The sequence below is a fragment of the Duganella sp. 1411 genome, assembly GCF_017833525.1.
In the GTDB taxonomy this organism is placed as follows: domain Bacteria; phylum Pseudomonadota; class Gammaproteobacteria; order Burkholderiales; family Burkholderiaceae_D; genus Rugamonas.
This window is the reverse complement of sequence record NZ_JAFICD010000007.1, coordinates 163,296-179,415: the sequence shown is the minus strand read 5'-3', so window position 1 is coordinate 179,415 and position 16,120 is coordinate 163,296. Positions and strand designations below refer to the sequence as shown.

Annotated in this window: 13 protein-coding genes; 8 read left to right on the top strand and 5 right to left on the bottom strand. The window is 59.9% G+C overall.

The window, feature by feature from the left end; genetic code table 11:
• Nucleotides 1-25 precede the first annotated feature (25 nt).
• The 6 genes from JOD97_RS27625 (at nt 26) to can (ending at nt 8,212) form a co-directional block, all read left to right on the top strand.
• Entirely contained in the window at nt 26-1,951 is a 1,926-nt protein-coding gene (locus JOD97_RS27625) for a hypothetical protein (RefSeq protein ID WP_209725657.1), read from the top strand.
• A 233-nt stretch (nt 1,952-2,184) separates the two neighbouring features.
• Nucleotides 2,185-3,294, top strand: coding sequence for a ferrochelatase (hemH, locus tag JOD97_RS27620; protein ID WP_209725656.1), 1,110 nt, complete (start codon nt 2,185-2,187; stop codon nt 3,292-3,294).
• A 267-nt stretch (nt 3,295-3,561) separates the two neighbouring features.
• Complete coding sequence (gene grpE, locus JOD97_RS27615) at nt 3,562-4,101, top strand: nucleotide exchange factor GrpE (protein WP_209725653.1); 540 nt, start codon at nt 3,562-3,564, stop codon at nt 4,099-4,101.
• Nucleotides 4,102-4,221: 120 nt separating this feature from the next.
• Nucleotides 4,222-6,171, top strand: a complete 1,950-nt coding sequence (gene dnaK, locus JOD97_RS27610; RefSeq protein ID WP_209725651.1) for a molecular chaperone DnaK — start codon at nt 4,222-4,224, stop codon at nt 6,169-6,171.
• Nucleotides 6,172-6,299: 128 nt separating this feature from the next.
• Nucleotides 6,300-7,430 carry a molecular chaperone DnaJ gene (gene dnaJ, locus JOD97_RS27605; RefSeq protein ID WP_209725649.1) on the top strand — a complete coding sequence of 377 codons (1,131 nt, stop codon included), beginning with the start codon at nt 6,300-6,302 and terminating at the stop codon, nt 7,428-7,430.
• A 104-nt stretch (nt 7,431-7,534) separates the two neighbouring features.
• Nucleotides 7,535-8,212 carry a carbonate dehydratase gene (gene can / locus JOD97_RS27600; protein ID WP_209725647.1) on the top strand — a complete coding sequence of 226 codons (678 nt, stop codon included), beginning with the start codon at nt 7,535-7,537 and terminating at the stop codon, nt 8,210-8,212.
• 58 nt (nt 8,213-8,270) lie between these two features.
• Here the strand turns inward: can and JOD97_RS27595 are convergent, their stop codons facing one another.
• The 5 genes from JOD97_RS27595 to JOD97_RS27575 are packed head-to-tail and all read right to left on the bottom strand — an operon-like array spanning nt 8,271 to nt 13,888.
• The gene (locus tag JOD97_RS27595) at nt 8,271-8,870 is read right to left on the bottom strand and encodes a HEAT repeat domain-containing protein (RefSeq protein ID WP_209725644.1); all 600 of its coding nucleotides are present in this window, start codon (nt 8,868-8,870) and stop codon (nt 8,271-8,273) included.
• A gap of 35 nt (nt 8,871-8,905) precedes the next feature.
• A complete protein-coding gene (locus JOD97_RS27590) occupies nt 8,906-9,172 on the bottom strand; it encodes a PAAR domain-containing protein (RefSeq protein ID WP_209725642.1) in 267 nt (88 codons plus the stop codon).
• Between the two features lie 51 nt (nt 9,173-9,223).
• Nucleotides 9,224-9,691 (bottom strand): hypothetical protein, encoded by a 468-nt coding sequence (locus tag JOD97_RS27585; protein WP_209725640.1) that lies wholly within the window; start codon nt 9,689-9,691, stop codon nt 9,224-9,226.
• 1 nt (nt 9,692) lies between these two features.
• On the bottom strand, nt 9,693-11,165 hold the full coding sequence (locus JOD97_RS27580) for a hypothetical protein (RefSeq protein WP_209725638.1): 1,473 nt from the start codon (nt 11,163-11,165) through the stop codon (nt 9,693-9,695).
• Entirely contained in the window at nt 11,162-13,888 is a 2,727-nt protein-coding gene (locus JOD97_RS27575) for a type VI secretion system Vgr family protein (protein WP_209725636.1), read from the bottom strand. The genes JOD97_RS27580 and JOD97_RS27575 overlap by 4 nt, the downstream gene beginning before the upstream one ends.
• A 327-nt stretch (nt 13,889-14,215) precedes the next feature.
• Between JOD97_RS27575 and JOD97_RS27570 the strand changes: the two genes are divergently transcribed.
• A complete protein-coding gene (locus JOD97_RS27570) occupies nt 14,216-15,085 on the top strand; it encodes a TauD/TfdA family dioxygenase (RefSeq protein WP_209725634.1) in 870 nt (289 codons plus the stop codon).
• 26 nt (nt 15,086-15,111) lie between these two features.
• Nucleotides 15,112-16,119, top strand: a complete 1,008-nt coding sequence (locus JOD97_RS27565) for an ABC transporter substrate-binding protein (RefSeq protein ID WP_209725632.1) — start codon at nt 15,112-15,114, stop codon at nt 16,117-16,119.
• The last annotated feature ends 1 nt before the right edge of the window (nt 16,120 follow it).

Here is a 16,120-nt window from a genome sequence, read left to right as displayed (position 1 = left end):
TCATTTCTTGCAAGGGGAAATCATCATGCAATCTCGATCGATCCGCATCATCGGCGCCGTTGCCGCGTTGTTCGCGTCGCTGCCGTTCTGGGCCGGCGCGCACGCCACGCCGGCGCAACCGAAAAACAGTCCGGCGGGCCAGATGCCCTTCGGCCTCTACACGGTCATCAACCTGGGGCCCGAACCGACCGCCGCGGTGCTCAATGAGCGCGGCCAGGCGGCGTCCACCAGTTTCCCGGACCGCGCCAGCCGATTCTTCGACGGCGACCGGCTCTGGCCCATCGGCTCGCTCGGCGGCGGCGCCTCGTCGGTGGCCGGCATCAACGACCGCGGCGTGGTGGTGGGCGCCTCGGCGACCGCCGCCGAGGCCGGCGATCAAGCTTACGCGTGGACGCTGGCCGGTGGCATCCGCGCGCTGCCTGGCGCGTTGCCGTCGATCGCGATCGACATCAACGAGCGCGGCGAGATCGTCGGCGCGGTAGCGTCGCCCGACTGGGCCGGACGCGCGGTCCGCTGGAATCCGGACGGCGGCGTCACCCTGCTCGGGCCGCCTCTCCATGTGTATTCGGCGGGCATCGCCATCAACAACCGCGGCTACGCGACCGGCTTCGCGACGGACGGCAGCACCCCGTTGCACGCCACCTTTTGGGACCGCGCCGGCGCCCAGACCGACCTCAGTCCGTCGGCGACCGGCTCCGGAGTGGGCCAGCGCATCAACGAACGCAACGAAGTGGCCGGGGTGATCAACGATAGGCCGTTCGACCCTTGGAAGGGGTTGTTCTGGAGCCCGGTCACGGGCACGACCCGGATCGACGCCGGCGTCGACTTTCGCCTGGGCGACTTGAACAACCGCGGCGAAGTGGTGGGCAGCGGCGAGGTCGACAACCTGCGCAGGGCGGTCCGGTGGGCGCCGGGGCGTGGCGTGACGCGCCTGGCGGTCGAGGCGGGCCTGCACAGCCACGCGCTCGACATCAACGAACGTGGCGAAATCGCCGGCTGGACCCAGCGCTCCACCAGCGAGGGCACCATCTGGCGCGCCGTGCTGTGGCCGTCGTACACGGCGATGGCGGTCGATCTGACCACGCGCCTGTACCGCGCGCCGGCCGGCCTGGTGTTGCAAGAGGCGCTGGCGCTCAATGACAACGGCACGATCCTGGCGCGATCGAACGCCGGCCTGGTCATGCTGCGGCCCGGCCTGCGCGGCACCGACGCGCCGGTGCTCGGCCCCATCGTCGGCCTGCCGGTCACGGTTGAAGTCGGGCAGGACCTGGCGTCGACGCTCAACTTCGTCGACAACGGCTGGACCCAAACCCACCAGGTCAGTGTGGATTGGGGCGACGGCTGCCCGTCGCCGGCGCCGACGCTCACCGAGTTTGGCGGCAGCGGCCAGGTGCGGCTGCAACACCGGTTCTGCGCGACGGGCTATTACTCGATCAAGGTGCTGGTCACCGATTCGGGCGGGCGCGCCACCGAGCTGCAGCGCGACGTCTTCGTCGAGCAGCCCGGACGGGCGGCGCTGGGCGGCCAGGGAACCTTGAACGGCGGCGCGGCATCGACCGTGCCCGGGCATCGCCCCGCGCCGCTGCGCTTCGCGCTGTGGACGCCGCTTGACGGGGCGGCGGCCAGCGGCGACGCCGCCACGGGCGCGCCGGTGGTCAGCTTGGCCGGCCCGTTCCACTTCCGCGGCGAGACGGTGACGCGTGCCAGCTCGACCGGGGAAGGCCGGGCGCGGGTGGAGGGCACGGGACGGCTCGACGGCCGCGCCGGCTACCATTTCGTGCTGGAAGCCGTCGCTGGCGGCGCCGGCCGGGATCGCCTGCGGATACGGGTGGCGCACGCGGACGCGGCCACCGGCGCGGAGGTGGTCGACTACGACAACGGCGCGGCGCAACCGGCGGTGGGGGCCGATCGCACCGTCGTCACCGAGGGCCGGCTGACGCTGCGCCGCTAGCATCCGGAGCAGGGTCCGAATGCCGCTAAGTTAAGCGGACATCGGAACCACGTAGGGCGGATTAGCGCAGCGTAATCCGCCAAGCGCCGCCGACGGCTCATGGCGGATTACGGCGTCCCGCCTAATCCGCCCTACGAAAACCCTTAACATGGCGGAATTAGGACCTGACCCCGGAGTCGGCGGGTTTCTTATCTATAATGGCAAACTGTCCTATTCAAACCGCCATTGCCCCCATGACTTTTTCCAAAGAACCTCCCTACAAGCACGGCACCGTTGGCCGCAGCGCCATTCTGCTGGTCAACCTGGGCACCCCCGACGCGCCCACCCGCTCGGCCGTGCGCCGCTATCTGAAGGAGTTTCTGTCCGATCCGCGCGTGGTGGAAATCCCGCGCGCGGTGTGGTGGTTCATCCTCAACCTGATCATCCTGCCGTTCCGCTCCGGCCAGTCGGCCAAGAAATACGCCACCATCTGGACCCGCGAAGGCTCGCCGTTGAAAGTGCACACCGCCGCCCAGGCGATGTACCTGCTGGGCGCGCTAGGCGAACGCGGCCACGAGAACCTGACCGTGGCCATGGCCATGCGCTACGGCTCGCCGTCGATTCCGGAGGTGCTGGCCAAGCTCAAGGCCGACGGCTGCGAACGCATCCTGGTGTTGCCCGCCTATCCGCAGTATTCCGGCACCACCACCGGCTCGATCTACGACGCCGTGTTCAATCACTACGGCTCGGTGCGCAACATCCCCGAGCTGCGCTTCGTGCGCAACTATCACGACCACGACGCCTACATCCGCGCCCTGCAGCATTCGGTGCTGGCCCACTGGGACGCCTACGGCCGTCCCGACAAGCTGGTGCTGAGCTTCCACGGCGTGCCCAAGCGCACCCTGATGCTGGGCGACCCCTACCATTGCGAGTGCCTCAAGACCGCGCGCCTGCTGGCCACCGCCCTCAAGCTCAAGCCGGAGCAGTACATGGTGACCTTCCAGTCGCGCTTCGGCAAGGCCGAGTGGCTGCAGCCGTATACGGCGCCCACCGTCGCCCAGCTGGCGCGCGACGGCGTCAAGCGGATCGACATCATGTGTCCGGGCTTTATCAGCGATTGCCTCGAGACGCTGGAGGAGATCTCGATGGAGGTGCGGCACGACTTCGAGCAGGCGGGCGGCAAAGAGTTCCACTACATCCCCTGCCTGAACGAAGCGCCGGAGTGGATCGCCGCGCTGGGCGAGATCGCCGAGCAGCACATGATCGGCTGGCCGACCCAGATGTCGCCCGCCCAGCACGACGAGCGCAAGAAGGACGCCGAAACCGGCCGCGCCGCCGCGCTGCAACTGGGCGCGGCCGACTAGGGCGGGTCCCCAAGCGCTGAAAAAGTGACAACTACACCACACCCGCCCCGTTCCGCGATAATCAGCACTTGCGGTCGGTGAGTGCCAGCCTGTTAAAATAGCCAGCTACCGGATCAGCCCGACGTCGCCCGCGCGCGCCGCCGGCGCACACCAGAGCTGATTAAACAGTGGGCAGAATAACCCTTGAAAAGATAGGATATCGCCCCACCTGCAGCCAGTGCGGTAACAAAAGTAATGTCAAACAAATACGATAGTAGGAGTCTATAGATGCAAGATCAGGAAAATCAAGCGGTACCTAATCCGGAAGCGGCCGCTGAATCGGCCGCGCCATCGACTCCTGACCAGCAGCCTTCCCTGGAAGAACAGCTGGCCAGCACCGAAGCGCGTCTGGCGGAAATGCACGATGCCTTCATGCGCGCCAAGGCCGACGGCGAGAACATCCGCCGCCGCGCCCAGGAAGATGTGGCCAAGGCCCATAAGTTCGCCGTTGAAAGCTTCGCCGAGGCCATGGTGCCCGTCAAGGACAGCCTGGAAATGGCCCTGAAGGTCGAGTCGCCATCGATCGAATCGCTGAAGGAAGGCGTGGAAATGACGCTCAAGCAGCTGACCGCGGCGTTCGAGAAAAACCGCCTGCTGGAGATCCAGCCGGCGCAGGGCGACAAGCTCGATCCGAACAAGCACCAGGCCGTGGCCGTGGTGCCGGCGGACCAGGAGGCCAATACCGTGGTTTCCGTGTTGCAAAAAGGTTATATGATCGCGGACCGCCTGCTGCGTCCCGCCATCGTGACCGCCGCGCAAGCGAAGTAATGTCGGGGCCGGGCTTAATTAAATTAAATATTTCGCCGTCAGCCGAACTTAAGCACTTGAAAACATACAGCTTTTCCACATATTAGTACCATCTGAACTTAGCAAAGAGGAAGAAAAATCATGGGTAGAATTATCGGTATCGATCTGGGAACCACCAATTCCTGCGTTTCCATCATGGAAAATGGTCAGCCAAAGGTAATCGAAAACGCCGAAGGCGCGCGCACGACGCCATCGATCATTGCTTACCAAGAAGATGGTGAAATTCTCGTCGGCTCGCCGGCCAAGCGTCAGGCAGTGACCAATCCGAAGAACACCTTGTTCGCGGTGAAGCGTCTGATCGGCCGTAAGTTCGACGAAAAAGAAGTGCAGAAGGACATCGGCCTGATGCCGTACTCGATCATGAAAGCCGACAACGGCGACGCATGGATCGGCGTGCGCGACAAAAAACTGGCGCCGCCGCAAATCTCGGCCGAAGTGCTGCGCAAGATGAAGAAAACCGCCGAGGACTACCTGGGCGAAGAAGTCACCGAGGCGGTCATCACCGTGCCGGCGTACTTCAACGACTCGCAGCGCCAGGCGACCAAGGACGCCGGCCGCATCGCCGGCCTGGACGTCAAGCGCATCATCAACGAGCCGACCGCGGCCGCGCTGGCTTTCGGCCTGGACAAGACCGACAAGGGCGACCGCAAGATCGCCGTGTATGACCTGGGCGGCGGCACGTTCGACGTCTCGATCATCGAGATCGCCGACGTCGATGGCGAGAAGCAGTTCGAAGTGCTGTCGACCAACGGCGACACCTTCCTGGGCGGCGAAGACTTCGACCAGCGCATCATCGACTACATCATCGACGAATTCAAGAAGATCAACGGCCTGGATCTGAAAAAAGACCCGATCGCCCTGCAGCGCATCAAGGCTTCGGCCGAGCGCGCGAAGATCGAACTGTCGTCGTCGCAGCAGACCGAGATCAACGAGCCGTACATCGCCATGGCGAACGGCGCGCCGGTCCACCTGACCCTGAAGATGACCCGCGCCAAGCTGGAATCGCTGGTCGAGGAACTGATCAACGCGACCATCGAGCCATGCCGCACCGCGATCAAGGACGCCGGCGTCAAAGTGTCCGACATCGACGACATCATCCTGGTCGGCGGTATGACCCGTATGCCGAAGGTGCAGGAAAAAGTTAAAGAGTTCTTCGGCAAGGATCCGCGCAAGGACGTCAATCCGGATGAAGCGGTCGCCGTCGGCGCGGCCATTCAAGGCTCGGTGCTGTCGGGCGAGCGCAAGGACTTGCTGCTGCTGGACGTGACGCCGCTGTCGCTGGGTATCGAAACCCTGGGCGGCGTGATGACCAAGATGATCCACAAGAACACGACGATTCCGACCAAGTTCTCGCAAGTTTTCTCGACGGCCGACGACAACCAGCCTGCCGTGACCATCAAGGTCTATCAGGGCGAGCGCGAAATCGCCGCCGGTAACAAGGGCCTGGGCGAGTTCAATCTGGAAGGCATCCCGCCGGCATCGCGCGGCACGCCACAGATCGAAGTGACCTTCGACATCGACGCCAACGGCATTCTGCACGTCGGCGCGAAAGACAAGGCCACCGGCAAAGAGAACAAGATCACGATCAAGGCCAACTCCGGCCTGACCGAGGCGGAAATCCAGAAGATGGTGAAGGACGCCGAAGTCAACGCCGAAGAAGACAAGAAAGTGAAAGAGCTGGCCGAATCGCGCAACCAGGCCGACGCGCTGGTGCACTCGACCCGCAAGTCGCTGACCGAATACGGCGACAAGCTGGAAGCGGGCGAGAAAGAGAAGATCGAAGCGGCGATCACCGAGCTGGAAGCGTCGATCAAGTCGGGCGACAAGGCCGACATCGACGCCAAGGTCGCGGCGCTGTCGACCGCCTCGCAGAAGCTGGGCGAGAAGATGTATGCCGACATGCAGGCGCAGCAGGCTGCGGCCGGCGGCGGCGAAGGCGCGCAGGGTGCTCCGGGTGCCGGCGCCGAACAGGCCAAGCCACAGGACGACGTGGTCGACGCCGACTTCAAAGAAGTCAAAGACAGCAAGTAATTTGTCCGCAAGAGCGCCGCTTCCCCTACGAAGCGGCGAGCGCCGAGCCGAGCGGCCGTGTAAGCGGTGCCGGCTCGGCTTTTTAGCGTAATCAGCACACAGTATAAATACAGCAAGGTCCCGACAAAATGGCAAAGCGTGATTTCTACGAGACACTTGGTGTCGCAAAAAACGCGTCGGAAGACGAGATCAAGAAGTCCTATCGCAAACTGGCGATGAAATACCATCCGGACCGCAATCCGGATAGCAAAGAGTCGGAAGAAAAATTCAAGGAAGTCAAAGAAGCCTACGAGATGCTGACCAATCCGGAGAAGCGCGAGGCGTATGACCGCTACGGTCACGCCGGCGTCGATCCGAACATGGGCGGCGGTGGCGGCTTTGGCGGCGGCGCCGGCGGTTTCGGCGATGCCTTCGGCGACATCTTCGGCGACATCTTCGGCGGCGGGGGCCGCGGCCGCAGCTCCGGCCCGCAGGTCTATCGCGGCGCCGATCTGCGCTACAACCTGGAGATCACGCTGGAGCAGGCGGCCCACGGCTTCGACACCACCATCCGCGTGCCGTCGTGGGACAAGTGCGACACCTGCCACGGTTCCGGCGCCAAGCCCGGCACCTCGCCGGTGACCTGCACCACGTGCGCGGGCCACGGCCAGGTGCGCATGCAGCAAGGCTTCTTCAGCATCCAGCAGACCTGCCCGAAATGCCACGGCACCGGCAAGATCATTCCCGAGCCATGCGCCGCGTGCGCGGGCCAGGGCCGCATCAAGCGTAACAAGACGTTGGAAGTGAAGATCCCGGTCGGTATCGACAACGGCATGCGCATCCGCTCGTCCGGCAACGGCGAACCGGGCACCAACGGCGGGCCGTCGGGCGATTTGTACGTGGAGATCCACATCAAGCCGCACACGGTGTTCCAGCGCGAAGGCGACGACCTGCACTGCGAGATGCCGATCTCCTTCGCCAAGGCGGCGTTGGGTGGCGAAATCGAAGTGCCGACGCTCTCTGGTAAAGTATCGTTCACGATCCCCGAGGGCACCCAGTCGGGCAAGACCTTCCGCCTCAAGGGCAAGGGCATCAAGGGCGTGCGTTCCGGCTTCGCGGGCGACTTGTTCTGCCACGTGGCGGTCGAGACCCCGGTCAAGCTGACCGAGAAGCAGAAGGAGATGCTGCGCGATTTCGAGAAGCTCACCACCGAGGGCGGCGCCAAGCACAGCCCGCAAAGCAAAACCTGGCGCGACAAGGTGAAGGACTTTTTTGAGTAACCGTTTTGTGTAACCGCGACGTCACGCAGGACGCGTAATATCGGACCGCCGCGCAGCCCATTTTGGGTGGTGCGGCGGTCTTCTTATGTAGAAGAGGAGCATTCATGAGCGATCAAGACATCAGCAATTCCCCGTTGCGCGGCCTGTTGGAAAACAACCGCAAGTGGGCCGAGTCGGAAGTGGAACGCGATCCGGATTTCTTCAACCGGTTGGCGACGCAGGCGGCGCCGGAATATCTGTGGATCGGTTGTTCGGACAGCCGGGTGCCGGCGAATGAACTGCTGGGCCTTGCGCCGGGCGACGTTTTCGTCCACCGCAATATCGCCAACGTGGTGGTGCATTCGGACCTGAACGCGCTGTCGGTGCTGCAGTTCGCCATCGACGTGCTGAAGGTGAAGCACGTGATCATCGTCGGCCACTACGGCTGCAAGGGCGTGCACGCGGCGATGACGGGCCAGCGTTTCGGCCTGGTCGACAACTGGCTGCGCCATGTGCAGGACGTCAACCAGAAGCACGGGCGGTATATGGGCGATGTGATGCCAAGCCAGGAACGGTCGAAGCGGCTGGTGGAGTTAAATGTGGTGGAGCAGGTCTCCAACGTTTGCCAGACCACGATTCTGCAGGACGCGTGGGATCGCGGCCAGGACGTTACCGTGCATGGCTGGGTCTACGGTATCGAGGACGGCAAGCTGCATGACCTGGGTATGACCGTTACCGCTGCGCATGAGCTTGCGCCGCGTTCGGCTGTTAGGTTGGGCAAGTATGAGGATGAGTTGGGCTGATTCAAGCAGCCAACGACGACGCCCCAATGGGGCGTTGTCGCAAGTAAGTAGCATCACTTTAGTCATATTGACGCTCTATCTCCCTAAACGCCTCCTCTATTTTAAGTAAGTCTTCGCTGTGCAGGTTCCGATAGATATTTGAGTATTTTCTCTTTCCTACAGTCTCCTTGTTTATGTCGTGATAGAGGAGTAGCGCGTTTACAGCATGAATGCGCGCAAGTTTGTCGGTCTCGGCCTTGATCATCGTCTCAAGGGCGAGCCTCAGATCCTCGGAGAAAAACGATAATGGCACGCACCTCGCGGCGGTGCCTCGAAGATGCTTATTCGTGTTCGACATAAAGCGTATGAAAATAGGTAGCAGTTTTTTATCGCCTGTAATTTGAAATATATTCGAAGCTGCCGCGAGCTGCGCTTCTTCATTCAGGGCCCCGCTTTCCATTAGCTGAGCAAGGGGCAGCAGGGCTCGTTCGAAATCCGCAGTAAAAATGCCGTTTACCGTCTCCGCAGTGCCACCTTTTTCGACGCGCCTCAACAGGTAATCGAACGCCATCTCTCTTTCTTGCTGCGTCATTCCACTGAAGTGCATTTCAGTGAGCCCATCCAAACGCTCTTTGTTGAACATCGAAAAGTGGTTCAGGAAATTTTGGTAGGTACCCATTTGATATGGCGTTTTGTGAAAAAGCTGTAGGCGGCTTAACCGTGGGTTGCTGTAGCTAGGCTGGAGATGAGGGTGCAACCACACGCACACTTATGCCCATGCAAAGCGACCATGCGTCCGGCAATTAAGTATGTCGTTGCTCCCTCGATAATTAAATTTACACCGTGCCCGGGTATGGGGCAGCCAACGTGATCGCCCATCCTTGCGATGCCTAGGCCTCCAATGCTATGGGTCGGAGATGCTGAAATGACCGAGCCGCCATGTGAAGTAAAGTCTCCCAATCGGACAATGGGTAGTGCCATGTTGATCCCTCCAGATGGTTCGCCAAGCGCAAGATTGAACTTCTATCGCTGTCATTCTTTGAGATATTTCATTTCCCGGGTGTAAGTCTTATAAAGTAGAGGATTGTTTATGTTTTGACAAAGCCAATAATAAAAATCAATATCATCACGAGTGTTGTTATATGGATGCAGTCCAATACCAAGTTTTTCCTCGTAGAACAAACCAAAGATGTGCTTTTCTTCATGTAATATTTGGAAATGAAAATATTTCCCATGATTTGTGATTTTTATTTTTGTTTTTTGAATTTCCGGATAGTATTTTTCATCTTTAAGGAATAGCAGTGGTCCTCTTGGTGTGGCTATTAGAGCAACTGAGTTTGGATTGGTTTCGTTCTCCTCAAAATCAAAGAGCCCAAAAGTAACATCTTTCTCGTCTACCTCGTCGGAGGAAATAACCTCTCGATCGCCGGTCGATAAGTTTATCTTTAATAAATTGACGGGTTTGTCAAACTGACTAATTGCGATTGTCAGATTTTCCATTTTAATCTCTCATGTTTTTCAGGGAATTGTCCAAATAGGTGGAGTCTTTCATGGCAAGCCAATTTTTAAAATTCGATAGCAGTTTATCTATGTCGCCGTTTGGTCTTGAAGATGATTTAATGATCGCCTCATACGGATCAAGCAATATTTCTTCTGCTTTCTTTTTCAACACCTCAAAGGACGGGCCCAGCGGGTCTTTATATCTTTTAGAGTTTAAGTCAAAGATGTAATCTCGTAAGGGTTCCGGCGTCATGCTTTTATATTTGACACCAATTCCCCTTCGGCGTGCCCACATTTTTCTCGCGATGGCTTCCTTTGTGGCACCTGATTTTGACATCATTTCCGCTTCTTCTTTAAGTCCGGTGACTTCTGCCTCGTATGCCTGCCTTAGCGGATGATTTTTGATGTCGCTGCCAACTTTCTCAGCGATTTTGTCGGCTTTTTCAAGCCGCGCAGCTGACTCAGCATCCAACGCATTTTGTTTTTTTGTGTTGCGCCCCTCATCAGGAGGCTTAGGGGCTGGGTCTGGCTGCAACGGCGGTTCATGTGCATTTTCAGGTTTTTTTGTCTGCGCTTTTGGTTGCGTCTCGGTCTTACTTGCAGCACCTGCAGCAGGTGTTTCATCCGCCATATTGGCCAAGACGTTTCCAGGCGTATCCTTGACCCGCCTTCTTGCAGGGACCGCCGCTATCGTTTTTTCAGCCTGAACACCAGCGGACACCGTGTGCGCTTCCTTGGGCGCAGCCTGCGCCAAAACCTTCGCCAGCCGCACATCGAGTTCGGCAAGCGCCTTCGGAATTTGTTTCAGCGCGTCCTGTTGGACCGCATAAAATTTCTTCTCCCACTCGACTAGTTTGGCGATAGCGGCCTTGGCACTATCAAAATACCGCAGACTTTCCAAGTGAGCGCGCAGCGACTTGACGATCTGGAGCAGCTTGCCGATGATCTTAGCCACAGCCTGAATCAGGGCCTTTTCATACTGCGCAAATTTAACCGCGCGCAAAAATTTTAAGACGTCGCCCTTGATGAACTTTTGCAGGAAACGCACCAGTTCCACCAGCTTGGACGCCTCCTTGATCAACAGCAGCATGACCGCCCGCAGCGCCGCGCCCAATTCCGAGCCGGCGATGCCGCCGACAATCGCACCGACGCCGGCCGCCGCCACACCGCCCGCAGCCATTGCCAGTGGCAAGGCGATGACGATCAAACAGGCGCTCAGCAACACCCATTCCATTAAATCTTCGCGCTTCTCCGGATGGTTGGCCAACCGCAGAATGACCGCGACCGCGTCGCGCGCGCTGGTGACGATGACCACACCAGGCAGAAAGCTCACCAACATATCGGCGATGACGGCCGACAGCGGCCGATGGTCGGAGAACTCGCCGAAGAGCACGGATTTGAGCCAATCCATGCCGCCAACGACCTGCGCCCACGTGTCATCCAGCATACCGCTTTCGTCTGGCTGCTTGGTCATGCTTGACCCTTTTTCGGACCGCGCGGGGTCCAGTTCAGTAGTTCGTGGATGTCGTCGTCCAATTCGGTACTGACGGTGGAGCTTGCCTGCAATGGCTTGTAGTCATATTCGATCTTCGCGCCTACGCCCGGTGGCACGTCGCTGATGCGGGCGACGCCCAACGCGTCGAGCACGCCCTTGCGAACGCTGCCGTCGCTTAACGTCGCTTTATACGCGGCGCCCGCCAGCGGCTCTCCCCAGTCGGTGAGGTGACGGAACTCGACATCGCTCTTCTGCAGTTCAGGTTTGGCCACATGCGGCATCACATAGGGGTTGTTTGTCGGTCCCGGCATGGTGTGCATCGACGCTTGGGCAGTCCAGGTGCCTGGCGTGCCATTTGTGATGCCGGAGCCGTTGATCTTGATAAATGAACCGCCGGCGGAGATCATCACCTCGTCTTTGGCATGAATTTCGATGCGCGACGTCGTCGATAACAGTCGCACGACTTTTTCGGCGATCAGATCGAGATCGTCGCTTTGTGCCTGGACTTCGACTTTGCCCTTGGCTGCAAAGAGTTTGATGCCGGCATTGAAGGCGAACAGACTAATTTTTTCGGCGATGCTGGCGATTAGGCTTTTGCCCGTGGCGACGTTGATATCTGTGCCCGACGACAGCGTGACCTCCGCACCCGCGTGCACGTGCGCGCCTTTGGTCGTGGTCAGGCCGATACCGGCCGGCGACGCGGCCAGCATTATCGGTTCTTTAAAGCGATTGGCGGCTCCCTGCCCATCGCCGTCGTACCGGTCTTGCGTCGCATCGATGAATCGATTGAGCGCGTCCTGACCGCCTAATGCTTCCGCGCCTGCTTTGGATGCGGTTTCGGACAGGCTTTTGGTAAGCGATGCACCTGCTTTAAGCTGACTAGTGGCGTCGGCTGCGTCGAGTTGCGTCCCTTGCGGCCCCGGGCGCCCATAGGTGCTCAGGTATAGACCTTTGTGCGTGACGATAGCGCCGAAATCATCGGTGCTGAGCGCAAATCCAGAGCCATAGAAGTTGCCGCGCCTATTACCCTGCTGGCTGACCAGATAGCCGAGGTTTAGCTGCGCATTGCCATTGGTGCTATAAAGTTGTGTTCTGTTTTGCCCGGTCGTGTCGTCGAACACCAGCTGATTGAAACCGCTGCCTTTGTATTCCTTGGACTTGTAGCCCGAAAGCTTGCCGTCCGTATGCCATTGGGGTGCCTGATCCTCGTTATACAGACGTCCGGTGATGACCGGGCGATCCGCATCGCCATTTAAAAAAGTGACGATGACCTCTTGCCGGACGCGCGGCACATTGACGCCTCCCCAGCCTTGGCCGGCGTTGGGATAGCTGACGCGTACCCAGCATGAGGCGCGTTCGTCGCCAGGATTTTGACGATCCCAGCGAAACTGGACTTTGACGCGGTTGAGGTGATCGGTATAAATCTCTTCATCCACCGGGCCGACGACCATGGCGGTCTGCGGATGCAAAGTGGGTTTGGTATGCTCGAACGGACTACGGAACGGCACGTTACGGCGTTGGACTTCCATGCGATTGAAGCAGTGGCCGGTAAGCTCTTGCGCCATGTCACGCGCCATGGAGTCCTTGGACGCATTCAACCGTGCCAACAGGCTACCCGGGAAGTTCTTCACCGTATTCGACACCGGTAAATTATTCTCGATACACCATTCCACCGCAATGACCAGGAACTGGCGGTCCTCGGGGACATCGGGTTGATGCACCCGATGGTCTTCGAAGGTGAACCAGCCACCTACTGGCAGCGAGCGCACGCCGGAAACGGCCGCGTACCGTTTCATGCTCGACTCCCATTGCTCCATCTTTAAACGCGCCAGTTTGTCGCCGTGATCCTGTTTTGAATAGGTATAGGGACCGGTGTATTCATAGACCTCCAACTGGGGAGGTAGATCGCCATATTCTGCGCGGACGAGAATATTGCTTTGCTTTGACACATTCGACGCTTTGTAATCGTCCGTTCTGATGGTGAGTTGACTTGGCGCCAAGCTGCGGTCCGCGCTCCAATGCGTGATCTTGTTTATTTCGTCTTCGGTGTCCCCGGCGTGGAAGTGAATTTGCTCCTGAGCGATAGGCTTGAGCTCAAATGTGGTGTCGGTAATCACCAGCACATGCCCGGAACCGTCGGGCTGTTGCTCGTGATAGCTGAACCAGCCTTCCTCTTCCATTAATCGTTGGGCGAAGTGCCAGTCTGTTTCGTACTGCGTGCAGTAAGAACGCGGCAGCGCCGGTTCCCTCACATCAAAGCGGAAATTCCCCTGCGCCTGTGGATGGGTGTTAAAGACGTCGCGGAGAATGTCTTCAGCGGTCTTGTCTTGCCAGATCCTGGCATCTTTCCGGAATTTCAGGAAGTGCAGCCACGGCGCAAATGCGAGCTGGTAGATCGTAAGCTGACCGTCACAGCCCAGGCGTTTCATCGTATGCACATACCCATGCACGGGCAGATATTCTCGATTTTCCTGTCGTACCCATAACGTGACAGGCTGCGCGATGAGCTTTTTAAGTTCGATATCGTGGACCACCGAAAGACAATCGAGCCAGTACTCGTAGCCCCGGCTTAGACGGTCGTGGGCGAGCACCCGTTGCGGTAGAAGGATATCTTCGCCAAGTGGCGTGGTTAATTTGACGAGGCGGTTGTGCTGTTCAACAAGTGCCGGATTCGTCGATACGAGGTTATTCAGATCGGCCATGAGGAACAGCTACCCTAGAGTGATCAAACCAGCGCAAACCGGGGAAATGAAGCGGCGCGCACTGATGGATTGATAACTGCCGATCATGTTGTGCAATCGGCTACTGCCGCACGGCGGAACCATCGAACATCCGAAGCCGGCTGAACATCGATTCTGCCTATTGCCCCACGGCATTGTCCATCGCTGCGTCCATCCTTCTTGCGCCCAGTCAAGTGTGTTGGATCAGCGTATCTAAGCAGCAATCCGAATATCGATATCGGATAAGCTTCGTTTTCTAAATATGGAGGGCGGCATAGACTGGACGCATATTTCTTCAATGGATGTGCCATGTCTGCCGTTCTCCAATCCTCCTTCGACATCGAATTGTTCGACGGGCCGCTCGGCGCCGAGATCCTCGGCCTGGACCTGAGCCGCCCGCTGTCGCCACGCCACTTCGAGCGCATCCACAAGGCCCATCTCGACCATCACCTGCTGGTGTTCCGCGACCAGCGCATCACGCCCCAACAGCAGGTCGATTTCAGCCGCCGTTTCGGGCCGCTGCAGATTCACGTGCTGCGCAACTTCCAGCTGCCGTCGCACCCCGAGGTGCTGATCATCTCCAACATCATCGAGGACGGTAAGCCGATTGGCCTGGGCGACGCTGGCCACTTCTGGCACTCCGACCTGTCGTACAAGGAGAAGCCTAGTCTCGGCTCGCTGCTGCACGCGCAGGAGCTGCCGGAGGAGGGCGGCGACACGCTGTTCGCCAATATGCACCTGGCGTGGGACACGCTGCCCGCCGCGCTGTGCCACGCGGTGCGGGACGCGCGCGCCGAACATAGCTACCTCGCGCAGTACGAAGAGCTGCGCCGCCGCAGTCCGTTCCGCCCGGCGTTGACGCAGGCGCAGATCGATGAAGTCAAACCGGTGGTGCACCCCGTGGTGCGCACGCATCCCGAGACCGGCCGCAAGGCGCTGTTCGTCAGCGAGCATTTCACCACGCGCATCGTCGGCATCCCGGAGGACGAAAGCCGCTCGCTGTTGGCCGAATTGTTCGCGCACAGCGTGCTGCCCGCGCATGTCTACCGCCACCGCTGGGCGCCGCATGATCTGGTGTTCTGGGATAACCGCTCGCTGATGCACCTGGCCGGCGGCACGCCCGACCACCTGCGCCGCAAACTCTATCGCACCACCATCGAGGGCGATGCGCCTTTCTGATGCCTCAACATATATAAAGGAATCCGATGTCCAGATTGACTCTCCGCGCGCTCGCATCCACCGTTGTTCTTAGCCTTGCCGCCGCATCGAACGCGCAGGCCGAGGGCACGCTGCGCATCGCCCAGCAGTTCGGTGTGGTCTACCTGCTGCTCAACGTCGCGCAGGACCAGCGGTTGATCGAGAAGGAAGGCAAAAAGAACGGCGTGGACGTCAAGGTCGAGTGGAAGCAGCTGTCGGGCGGCGCGGCCGTCAACGACGCGCTGCTTTCCGGCGCGATCGACATCGCCGGCGCCGGCGTCGGCCCCTTGCTCACCATCTGGGACCGCACCGCCGGCCGGCAGAACGTCAAGGGCGTGGCCTCGCTGGGCAGCTTTCCCTATTACCTGGTCAGCACAAATCCCAACGTGAAGACCATCGCCGACCTGACCGCGAAGGACCGTATCGGCCTGCCCGCCGTGACGGTCTCCGTGCAAGCCCGCATCCTGCAGTACGCCGCCGCCAAGCAGTGGGGCGACAAGGAGTTCGCCCGCCTCGACCAGTTCACCCAGACCTTGCCGCACCCGGACGCGGCGGCGGCCGTCATCGCCGGCGGCACCGAGATCAATGGCCACTTCGGCAATCCGCCGTATCAGGAGCAGGAGTTGGCCGGCAATCCCAACGCGCACATCATCCTCAACTCCTACGATGTGCTGGGCGGCCCGAGTTCGGCCACGGTGCTGTACGCGACGGAGAAATTCCGCACCGAGAATCCCAAGACTTATCGCGCCTTCACCGCCGCGCTGGCGGAAGCGGCCCGCTATGCGAGCGCCAATCCGGACGGCGCCGCCGACGCGTACATCCGCGTCTCGAAGAGCAAGGTCGATCGCGATCTGCTGCTGAAGATCTTCAAGAACCCGGAGGTGCGCTTCGGCGTCGAGCCGCAGAACACCCTGGGACTGGCGCAGTTCCTGCACCGCGTCGGCGCGATCAAGAAGAAGCCGGCCAGCTGGCGCGACTACTTCTTCGACGATCCGGTCATCACCAAAGGCGGGTGAC